The sequence below is a fragment of the Methylobacter sp. genome (genome assembly GCF_004322395.1).
Classification (GTDB): domain Bacteria; phylum Pseudomonadota; class Gammaproteobacteria; order Methylococcales; family Methylomonadaceae; genus Methylobacter_A.
In genome coordinates, this window is sequence record NZ_SCTW01000092.1 from 17,170 (window position 1) to 28,190 (window position 11,021).

Consider the following 11,021-nt stretch of genomic DNA (forward strand, 5'->3'; position numbering starts at 1 on the left):
CAAACGGTACTTCAGCTCATAAAGGTATTTTGGCCCTTTTCCCCTGTAAGCCTCCCGTATGTACTGCAATAATACGCTCACCGGGCTTGAAGTAGTGTTTTTTGATTAAATCATAGATAGCGTACATCATTTTTCCGGTATAGACCGGCTCAAGAGGAATTGTAGTTTTTAATTCAAAGTCTACAATAAATGCATTTAACTCGGCATTGATTTTAGCAAAACCACCAAAGTGATAGTCCAAGTTTATCTGCCAGTTATTACGAGTTTGTGACAGCATGGCTTCAATATCAGCCGTTAAAAAATTCGCGTTTTTTAATGCAGAAAATCCTAATACAGACACATGTGCCGGGACTGCATCAACAATGCCGGCCAAAGTCGCTCCGGTACCACTGGGCGCGCAAAATGTATCGTATGGGATTGTTGTTTCAGCAACAAGTTCAGCCACACCTTTCAACGCCAATGCCTGCGCTCCGCCTTCCGTCAACCAATATTGCCGAGGCTTTAAGCCGGGCAATGCCTCCCAGTTTTTGTATTGTCTGAGTACTCTATAATCAGTGCGAGATACAAACTTCAGCTCCATACCCCAATTTTTCATATCCAGCAAAGCCGGTGTCAATACTTCAAGTGGCTCGCCACGAACAAGCCCAATGGTTTTTAATCCTAAAACCTTACCTACATAAGCCAAAGCATGCAGATGATTGGAATAAACGCCGCCCATGCTGATAATGGTATCCATACCTAACGACAGGGCATGATCGAGACTATATTTAAGCTTGCGCCATTTATTGCCGGAAATCACAGGATGCAGTAAATCATCCCGCTTCATCCACAGCTCAATTTGATATTGCAGAAGCAACGGATCGTCAATCTTTGTTAGAATCGATGGCGAGAAAGTCTTTTCCAGTTTTATCAGTTCGGAGTGCATATATGTGTGGACGTTATAACTTGATCGCAACCGGGCAGCAGATTATGGATCATTTCAGATTGCTTAGCTTACCCTCACACAATCCTGACTACAATATTCCGCCGGGACAAAAAATTCTAGCCGTCGTACAGCTGGAAGACGGCAGCAACAAGGCCGTTAATTTATATTGGGGATTGATTCCATCGTGGTCGAAAGCTTCCGCTAATACTCAAATTCCTTCCAGCCACTTGATCAATGCCCGGGCAGAAACCTTAACTGAAAAACCATCATTTAAAAATGCATATCGGCATCGACGTTGCCTGATACCTGCTACCGGTTTCTTTGAGTGGCAGACTACAGAGACTGGAAAAAAACCCTACCATATACACAAACAAGATAATGGATTGTTCGCTTTGGCCGGCTTATGGGAGCATTGGGAACATAATCAGGAAACGATTTATTCATGCACAATTATCACTACCGTTGCCGACGCGAAAATAGCGCCTATTCATGATCGAATGCCGGTGGTTATCACGCCGGATGATTACAATAGTTGGCTGTCTAAAAAAATTACCGTTATCGAAATGGCTGATTTTTTAGCCGCCGACGCTTACCGCGAAATGCAGGTTACTCCAATCGGTAGTCGGGTCAATAATCCCCTGCATAATGATGAAAGTTGTTTAAGTTAGGACAAATAGGCTTTTAACCCAATTTATTGATGCATCTAAACTTTGGTTGTAGGTGGGCAAAAAACTGCCCACCTACTTAAGCTTTGCGAAAAACGTAACAATACATGCCGGGCACTGCCGGTTTTATTACAAACTAAGATTTTTTAACGTCTGGATTTTCGGCAACTAACTTAGGAGTATAAGACTTATAATCCGGCGCGATGCTGATCAACGCTGTCAACAAGGCCGCAACATAAGGAACAGCCTGTACCGACAGAATAGCTATCCACAATCTGCCGCTAAGATTATCGAAATGTTCCAGTGACGCCATCATCCCGATAGCTATGCTCAACAATATCAGCAATAGCAATTCCTGCCGTATAGTAAACAAACTGACAAATAAAGCACTATGCTGCTCAAACTTGGGAGTGCGCATAAACGGTTTGCCCGACGTAAACAAACCCTGCAAGGTTCCTTTCGCTACGGTATGAGTCAAGGACAATCCTGACAGCGATGCGCCTAACGATTCCCAGACGGAACACGGAACACGGGCCTGATACAACCATAAGCCACGGATGATCTTAAAGCTGAATATACCCACCGTCGGCAATAAAAAGGCATTGGCCGGAAGTTCGCTATTTATCCGCACCCCGAAATCAACCGCTCCATTTGAGATCCAGCTAGAGATTGGTTCGTAAAGAATCACACCGGTCAAAATCAAGCTGGTACAAGTAAAGATCAGGGCCAGCGCATCTGAAAACCAAGGCAACCATCCGGCAATAAAATAATACTTCTGGGCGGGTGTCAGCTTGGGTTGCTTGGAAGGCAAAAAGTTGCGCCAATGTGCTTTGATGATTTGCATGGCCCCATAAACCCAGCGATAACGTTGAGTCATGTAACCGGACATGGTGTCGGGCATAACCCCGCGCCCAAACGAATCTTTAACGTAAACCGAATCGTAACCGGCTTCATACAGACGCAAGCCTAACTCGCTGTCCTCACAAATACACCATTCAGACCATTTGCCCACTTCCAGCAATGCCGACTTTCTGATCATGGTCATAGTGCCATGTTGAATAATGGCGTTATATTCGTTCCTTTGCACCATGCCGATATTGAAAAATCCGGCATATTCCCAGTAACAAAAAGATTTAAAAGCGCTTTGGTCGCGGTCCCGATAATCCTGAGGCGATTGGATAAAACCGACATTTTCATTGTCGAAATAAGGCACCATGCAGCTAAGCCAGTCAGGCGACAAAATATAATCGCTGTCGATAACTGCGATAATCTCAGCATCGGGAGCGGTTTGCTCAAGCGCATGATTGATCGCACCCGCTTTAAAGCCGGGCCAGTTTTCCAGGTGGAAAAATCTAAACTTTGGTCCTAAACGTTCGCAATCGACTTTCACCGGCTCCCACACCGCAGGATCTTTGGTATTGTTATCCATCACCAACACTTCGAGATTCGGATAATCCACTCTGTCCAAAGCTTCCAGCGTCATCCGCACCATATCTGGCGGCTCATTATGGATAGGTAAATGCAGGGATACCTTAGGATATTTAAAATCAGGAGACGGCTTAAGCGGCTGAAAAGTCCTAACAGTGTTTCGGTGCCAGACGACTTCGGCTATTTCCAAGCTTTCTATTAATAAGATGACTGCCGCCAAAACCTGCATCAATATCAGGATAGCCCAAAATACGATGGTCAAGTTGGTTTGGTATTGCTGTGCGCCAATCGACACAGACCAGAATATCGTTGATGCGGCAAGGTTAGCGATCAATCCGAAAAACAGTAAACCGGGCAGTTTCATACTGCTGCGGGTAAATAAAAACAAAGCCATTAACACGACGCTGAAAATCGCCGCGCCAAGTGCCCAATGCTCCCAGTTAGGCATCGCAATAACATCGCTGTCCATCGGATATTTGGCTTGTCGATCCGCATTAAAAATGCCCCAGTAAGCCCCGGCCGAACCTTCCGAGGATTTTTTCCAGGGTTGGTCGAACGCCTCAACAATATAATAGGTCACCTTTTCAGCATCAGCCCGGATCATAAATTCGCGGAGGAATTTCGCCTGATTGGATACCGACGCAGTCGCATGCTTGAAAGGCTGGCCGTCAGAAGGCCAACCGACTTCGGTAATAACAATAGGTTTATTTGGATAAGCCTTTTGCACTTCGTGATAACGTTCAAAAACATAATCAACAGCATCTTCAGCCGCAATGCCTTCCCAGTACGGCAGTATATGTACGGCGATAAAATCGACTTCATCAACAAGCTCAGGATGCTTAAGCCAGACATCCCAAGTTTCTGCTGTACTTACTGGCCGCCATGTATTGCGTTTTACTTCCCGAATATATTCGACCAGTTGTTTGAACGCATTTTCGAAGGTATCGTCGGGAGCGCCTTCCGGTACACCTCGGTCTCGGGCACGAAGCAGAACCTCATTGCCCACCATAACACGGACGATTTTAGAAATATTTTGCCGGGAGACATTTAGCAATGTCTCGATTTCTTGCCTATTCTCTTCACAATTATTATCTACACTGCAATATTGGTTCCAACGATTTTTACACCCTTCATCACTCTCGCTACATGCTTCTTCCTTCTTCTTTTCGCAATCCTTATAACAATGATTAATCCAAGCTCCCACCGTCGTATTCAGATTACGCTTGGCAGCCAACTCAGGAATTTTGTCCAGCCCTTTAAGCACACTGTATGTACGCACTGCGTAAACCTTATTGGACAACAAACTCAGGTCGCTGTCTAAATCCTCCTCGCTGTAATGAGTCTTATTTTGCGGAGTGTCGTCCTTTCTCTTGGGGTCGAAAGTGACACCCATCGTGGTCTTGGTCCAAGGCTGCAATTGCAGGGGGTTGTTAACATAACTCCATATACTGAAGTTAAGGAAGACGATTAGAGCGAGTGCAATGACAGTAACTATCTTGGTTTTCATTTAAGTGCTCGGTTATTCTGCTGGACTGGAAAAATATTTATTTAATGAAGATTTTAAAAAATTGTACGGCTCGCACTGTAAGTTCCCCTAACCTATATCCATGTAAGGAACTTTATAAATTTTAGATCAAAATACCGAACTCTTAAACTTAAGTCGCATTATTTAAAAAGGAAACCGATAAATTACCGATAAAATGGCCATTTTACACAGGTTCCAAGCTTCCAAGAATTTATTTACAGCCATGGTTAATACTTATATCGACCTATAAATGACGCTATTTATAAAAGAAAATCCAATATAAAAACTTACATCCATGTAAGCAATAACGGGAATTTAACCTTTATTTTTTTATATAAAGATCAGTAATAGAGCCTGTTATCATTTCAGCAGCAAACGCGAAAGTTTCGGATAACATTGGATGTGGGTGGATAGACAAACCGATATCTTCGGCATCGGCGCCCATTTCCAGAGCCAGTACCGCTTCGGCAATCAATTCGCCGGCATTGGGGCCGACCATACCTGCGCCGAGTATCCTGCCGGTTTCTTTTTCACATAGTATTTTGGTCAAGCCTTCCTTGCGTCCAAGGCTTAACGAGCGTCCGCTGGCCGCCCAAGGGAAAACAGCTCTATCGTATTCTTTGCCTTGTTGTTTAGCCTGATTTTCAGTCAATCCCATCCAGGTAACTTCTGGATCGGTATAGGCAACCGAAGGAATGGTTAAGGCATCGAACCCGGCTTTTAAACCAGCTGCAACTTCGGCCGCAACTTTGCCTTCATGAGAAGCCTTGTGCGCCAGCATCGGATTGCCGGCTATATCGCCGATTGCAAAGATATGCGAAACATTAGTCCTCTGCTGCTTATCGACAGCAATAAAACCAAGATCATCGACATTAACTCCTGCCAACTCGGCACCGATCTGCTTGCCGTTAGGCCTGCGACCTACTGCTACCAGAACCGCGTCGAATACAGCCGAATCCGGCGCACCTTTACCTTCAAAGGAAACTTTCAGGCCGTCTCTGTGCTTTTCAATTGAAGCAACCCGCGTCTCCAGCCAGATATTTTGATATTGCTTTTTAATGCGCCGGTATAACGGGGTAACCAAATCGTTGTCGCAGCCGGGAATAATCTGATCCATCAGCTCAACTACGCTGATTTCCGATCCTAACGCATGATAAACCGTGGCCATTTCAAGACCGATGATGCCGCCGCCGACAATTAACAGTTTTTTAGGAATTTCTTTTAATTCCAGCGCATCGGTCGAATCCCATAAGCGCGGATCGTCATTCGGAAAAACCGGGATTTTAGTGGGATGCGATCCGGCTGCAATAATCGCCTGATCGAAGCTGATGTTTTGTATGCCTGTTTCGGTTTTCACCTCGACCATGTGATCCGAGACAAAGCGCCCCGTACCCTGAATCAAGGTTATCTTGCGCTGTTTTACCAGACGAGCCAAGCCATCGACCAGCGTCTTGGTAACGCTTTCTTTCCAGCCCCGAATTTTGTCTATATCAAAAGTCGGTTTGCCGTAACTGAGGCCGTGTTCCTCAAATTCGTCAACTTCGTGAACAATCTGCGCGACATGCAGCAGAGCCTTAGACGGAATACAACCGACGTTGAGACACACACCGCCAAGAGCCGGATAGCGCTCGACTAATACTACTTGCTTGCCTAAATCGGCGGCACGGAATGCTGCCGTATAACCGCCGGGGCCGCCGCCCAGCACCAGTACTTCCGTATGTAGCACAGACTCGTTAACCGCTGGATTAGCATCCATATTATTCTTCCTGCTTAAAGTTAAGTAACTACTCAGTGTGACCAATTACAATGGAACGCGGATGACGCTGATGATTATGATAATCGCGGATAATTGAAAAAAATCTTATAAGATCATAATTATTAGCGTCATCTGCGTTCTATTTTTTAAAGTAATAACCTGCGAATATCGCCCAAATACTGTTTGATTGCAGCCATGAAACGCGCGCCTTCCACACCATCAATCACTCGATGATCGTATGTCAAATCGAGCGGCAGCATCAGGCGAGGCACAAACTCCTTGCCATCCCAAACCGGTTGCATTTTGGCGCGGGTAACGCCGAGTATCGCGACTTCCGGGGCATTGACGATAGGCGTAAAAGCCGTACCGCCGATACCGCCTAGACTGGAAATAGTGATGCAACCGCCCTGCATTTCAGCAGGCATTAACTTACCTAGACGGGCTTTGTTGCTTGTTTCAGACAGTTCGGCAGATAATTCATTGATGCCTTTGCGGTTGACATCTCGTAACACCGGCACTACCAAACCATTAGGCGTATCGACCGCGATACCGATATTGAGATATTTCTTGAGTATCAGCTTTTCACCGTCGGCGGACAGCGAGGCATTAAACTGCGGAAACTGTTCCAAAGCGGCAACCAGCGCCTTGATAATAAATATCAGGCCGGTAATTTTTATATCGTCCTTGGATTTTTCCGCATTCAACGTATTGCGGAACGCTTCCATTTCAGTGATATCCGCTTCCTCATGGTACGTAACCATGGGCAGATTCAGCCAGACGCGACTCAGGTTTTGCCCGGTCAGCCGTTTGATTTTATTAAGTTTCTGCTCTTCTATTTCTCCGAATTGCGAAAAGTCTATTGCAGGCATTGCCGGGATTCCGCTACCGCTTTGTGCCACGCCTTCCGTCATAACTTTCTTGACGAAATTTTTCACATCGTCTTTTAAGATGCGCCCTTTACGGCCGGTGCCGGTGGTTATCTTTTGTATATCAACGCCCAGTTCGCGTGCAAAAAGCCGAACAGCCGGTGTGGCGTGAGGAGCATGAACGGGGACGTTGCTAGCCGGAGTTTCCGGTACTGGCTCCGGTTTGACAGCAGCCGGTTCAGGTGTAACGGCGGCGACCGGTTCCGGTACTTTTTCTATCGCTTTTTCTACTGGAGCAGGCTCAGCTGCTTGTTGTGCCGGTTCTTGGGGTTGCGCAACATTCACCTCTTCAGTACTCGCCGATACCGTCGCAATTAATGTTCCTTCAGAGACTTTATCACCGGGTTTGATAAACACTTCCTGCACTTTACCCGCCGCACTGGAAGGTAAATCCATGCTGGCTTTGTCGGTCTCAAGCACAGCCAAGGTTTGTTCCAGTTTTACCTCATCGCCCGGCTTAACCAATACATCTACTACGTCGATTTCCGCGACATTGCCAACATCAGGGACCTTAATTTCAATTAAAAAAGCCATTTTGTATCCTTTCTTAAATTAGCCAGGGAGCTGCTGCTTCAGGGTTTATGCCGTATTTGGCAATAGCCACATCCACTTTGGCGGCATCGAACTGACCCATATCCGCCAAGCTTTTTAGCGCCGCAATCGTTACATGATAGCGATCCACCTCAAAAAACCGGCGCAGATTTTCGCGGGTATCGGAACGGCCGAAACCATCGGCGCCCAACACAATATAAGGAGCGGAAATTAAACTGCGAATCTGTTCGGCAAAAGCGCGGGTATAATCGCTGGCGGCTATCACCGGGCCTTGTGCATTGGCAAGACAATGCGCAACATGCGATTGTTTGGGAGTTTCGGTCGGGTGGAGACGATTCCAGCGCTCACACGATTGGCCGTTTCTGGCCAGTTCGGTAAAGCTGGTGCAACTCCATAAATCGGCTTCGACACCCCAGTCGTTACTTAATAATTCAGCAGCGGCTTCAACTTCACGGAAGATCGTTCCTGATCCCAACAATTGCACGCGCGGCCCTTTCTTTTTATTAGCGCCCTTCTTGAAGCTGTACATGCCTTTGAGTATGTCTTGCTCCACGCCTTTAGGCATCGCAGGATGGGCATAATTTTCGTTCATTACCGTAATGTAATAGAAAATATCTTCCTGTTCGACATACATGCGACGCAAACCGTCTTGAATAATCACCGCCAATTCGTAGGCATAAGTCGGATCATAGGATACGCAGTTAGGTACGGTTGCCGACATCAAGTGACTGTGCCCGTCTTCGTGTTGCAGACCTTCTCCGTTCAGCGTGGTTCTTCCTGCGGTGCCACCCATTAGGAAGCCCCGGGTACGTTGATCGGCAGCCGCCCAGATCAAGTCGCCGACCCGCTGGAAGCCGAACATCGAATAGTAAATAAAAAACGGAATCATCGGCACGTTATGGGTTGAATACGAGGTACCCGCCGCGATCCAGTCGCATAAACCGCCCGCTTCATTAATGCCTTCCTGCATTACCTGCCCGTGCTTGTCTTCCTTGTAGAACATTAATTGATCTGCATCTTGCGGAGTATACAACTGCCCAACTTGCGACCAGATGCCCAGTTGCCGGAACATGCCTTCCATGCCGAAAGTTCTCGATTCGTCGGGAACAATCGGGACGATGCGTCGGCCGATATTCTGATCTTTAACCAAAATATTAAGCAACCGCACAAAAGCCATTGTAGTCGAGATTTCACGACCTTCGCCGCTGGCTTCCAGCAAGACTTTGAAATCGCTTAATACCGGCACATCCAACGCATAAGACTTGGCTCTTCTGGAAGGCAAATGGCCTCCCAGTTCTTCGCGGCGTTGCTGCATGTAAGCCAGTTCTTTAGATCCTTCCGGAAAACTGAGATAAGGCAAGTTAGGCAGCTCTTCATCGGTTACCGGCAATGAATAACGGTCGCGGAAATTAGTCAGCGAAATATCGCTCATTTTTTTCTGTTGATGAGAAATATTCTGTGCTTCTCCCGATGCCCCCATGCCGTAACCTTTAATAGTTTTAGCCAGGATGACCGTAGGTTGGCCTTTATGATTCACTGCTGCATGGAAAGCGGCAAAAACCTTAACTGGATCATGTCCGCCACGATTAAGTTCCCATATATCGCGATCGGACCAGTCGGAGACCATGGCTTTTAATTCGGGGGTATTGAAGAAATGCTCGCGCACATAAGCGCCATCTTTCGCTTTAAAAGTTTGGTAATCGCCATCGACACACGACATCATACGGGCTGCCAACAGCCCATCTTTATCGCGAGCAAGCAACGAATCCCAACGTTGTCCCCAAACTAACTTGATCACATTCCAGCCGGCGCCGCGGAACTCGCTTTCCAACTCCTGGATAATCTTGCCATTGCCGCGCACCGGCCCATCCAGGCGTTGCAAATTGCAGTTGATAACAAAAATAAGATTGTCCAGCTTTTCCCGTCCGGCCATGCCGATAGCGCCCAAAGACTCGGGCTCATCGGTTTCGCCATCGCCAAGGAAACTCCAGACCTTACGATTCGATGTATCGGCGAAACCGCGGTCCTGTAAATAGCGCATAAAACGCGCCTGATAAATAGCCATAATCGGCCCAAGACCCATTGAAACTGTCGGGAATTGCCAGAAATCAGACATTAACCAAGGATGAGGATAAGACGATAAGCCGTTGCCGTTCACTTCCTGGCGAAAATTATCCATCTGTTCCAGTGTGAATCGTCCGAGCAAGAATGCACGGGCATAATCGCCTGGCGTTAAGTGGCCTTGGGTAAAAATCAGATCGCCGTCATTTTGATCTGAAGGCGCACGCCAAAAATGGTTATAACCAATATCATACAGAGTGGCCGCCGAAGCAAAACTCGCAATATGCCCACCGACATTGGTATGTTTGTTCGCTCTCAATACCATCATCATCGCATTCCAACGTACATAAGCACGAATTTTGTGCTCAATGGTAACATCACCCGGAAACTGCGCCTGTTGCTCAACGGGAATGGTATTGATATAAGCGGTATTGGCGCTGAAAGGCATGTCGTATCCGGCATGCCGGGTTACCGCAACTAACTGCTCAATCAAAAAGTGCGCGCGTTCGCTGCCATCGTGTTCCAGTACGGCTTGCAACGCTTCAATCCACTCTCGGGTTTCTGCTGGATCGACGTCATTCTGTCCGGTGATTTTTGAGGTTAAACTGTTGGTCATTGATTGATCCTGTTACGGCGGGTATGCATGGAATAAAAATTATAGGTTAGCTTTACCAAGAGAGCACAAACGTAGCGTAACCCAGCATTTTACTAAAATAGTGCAAATAAGGCCAGAAATGCTCTGTTATTAACCATAGTATAAACAATGCAGAGGGGGCAATGCACCCGTTTTAGTCATTATTGATGCCGAAAGCGCAATGACCAATCCGGGATTTCTCTGGAGGGATGTTTGGTTTTTTGCGACATGGCGGTTTATTATAGATAAGGCTGTTCGAAAACGTAGCAAACGGTTTTTTACCCCATCGACATTAACCTCACTGGTGAAACATGGATCTTATATTAACGCTTAAAACTATCATTCTGGGTATCGTTGAGGGCTTAACCGAGTTCTTGCCGGTCTCCAGTACCGGGCACTTAATACTAGTTGGCGACTTACTAAACTTTAATGATGACAAGGGCAAGCTATTTGAAATCGTTATTCAGGTGGGCGCCATCCTCGCGGTATGCTGGGAATATCGCGCAAAAATCGCTGCCGTTATTATCGGCTTACCTAGTCAAAAACAGG

Annotated in this window: 7 protein-coding genes; 2 read left to right on the forward strand and 5 right to left on the reverse strand. The window is 46.6% G+C overall.

What is annotated here, in order from left to right:
* Window positions 1-16 precede the first annotated feature (16 nt).
* Window positions 17-925, reverse strand: a complete 909-nt coding sequence (locus EPO18_RS12540; protein WP_292433712.1) for a 1-aminocyclopropane-1-carboxylate deaminase/D-cysteine desulfhydrase — start codon at window positions 923-925, stop codon at window positions 17-19.
* Window positions 926-927: 2 nt separating this feature from the next.
* On the opposite strand from EPO18_RS12540, the gene EPO18_RS12545 reads away from it, so the two are divergent.
* Window positions 928-1,593: an SOS response-associated peptidase gene (locus EPO18_RS12545; RefSeq protein WP_292433713.1), complete on the forward strand. Its 666-nt coding sequence runs from the start codon at window positions 928-930 to the stop codon at window positions 1,591-1,593.
* Between the two features lie 133 nt (window positions 1,594-1,726).
* Here the strand turns inward: EPO18_RS12545 and EPO18_RS12550 are convergent, their stop codons facing one another.
* From EPO18_RS12550 to aceE, 4 genes are all read right to left on the reverse strand, one after another.
* Window positions 1,727-4,525: a glycosyltransferase family 2 protein gene (locus EPO18_RS12550; protein WP_292433714.1), complete on the reverse strand. Its 2,799-nt coding sequence runs from the start codon at window positions 4,523-4,525 to the stop codon at window positions 1,727-1,729.
* A 340-nt stretch (window positions 4,526-4,865) separates the two neighbouring features.
* Window positions 4,866-6,299: a dihydrolipoyl dehydrogenase gene (lpdA, locus tag EPO18_RS12555; protein ID WP_292433715.1), complete on the reverse strand. Its 1,434-nt coding sequence runs from the start codon at window positions 6,297-6,299 to the stop codon at window positions 4,866-4,868.
* Window positions 6,300-6,445: 146 nt separating this feature from the next.
* On the reverse strand, window positions 6,446-7,759 hold the full coding sequence (gene aceF, locus EPO18_RS12560) for a dihydrolipoyllysine-residue acetyltransferase (RefSeq protein ID WP_292433716.1): 1,314 nt from the start codon (window positions 7,757-7,759) through the stop codon (window positions 6,446-6,448).
* Window positions 7,760-7,772: 13 nt separating this feature from the next.
* Complete coding sequence (gene aceE, locus EPO18_RS12565; RefSeq protein WP_292433717.1) at window positions 7,773-10,454, reverse strand: pyruvate dehydrogenase (acetyl-transferring), homodimeric type; 2,682 nt, start codon at window positions 10,452-10,454, stop codon at window positions 7,773-7,775.
* A gap of 329 nt (window positions 10,455-10,783) precedes the next feature.
* Between aceE and EPO18_RS12570 the strand changes: the two genes are divergently transcribed.
* Window positions 10,784-11,021, forward strand: a 238-nt coding sequence (locus EPO18_RS12570) for an undecaprenyl-diphosphate phosphatase (protein WP_292433718.1), incomplete at its 3' end; no start/stop codon positions are given.

Coding starts and splice junctions, on each gene's coding strand:
- EPO18_RS12540 (WP_292433712.1), bottom strand. CDS start 925: ATGCACTCCGAACTGATAAAACTGGAAAAGACTTTCTCGCCATCGATT.
- EPO18_RS12545 (WP_292433713.1), top strand. CDS start 928: ATGTGTGGACGTTATAACTTGATCGCAACCGGGCAGCAGATTATGGAT.
- EPO18_RS12550 (WP_292433714.1), bottom strand. CDS start 4,525: ATGAAAACCAAGATAGTTACTGTCATTGCACTCGCTCTAATCGTCTTC.
- lpdA (WP_292433715.1), bottom strand. CDS start 6,299: ATGGATGCTAATCCAGCGGTTAACGAGTCTGTGCTACATACGGAAGTA.
- aceF (WP_292433716.1), bottom strand. CDS start 7,759: ATGGCTTTTTTAATTGAAATTAAGGTCCCTGATGTTGGCAATGTCGCG.
- aceE (WP_292433717.1), bottom strand. CDS start 10,454: ATGACCAACAGTTTAACCTCAAAAATCACCGGACAGAATGACGTCGAT.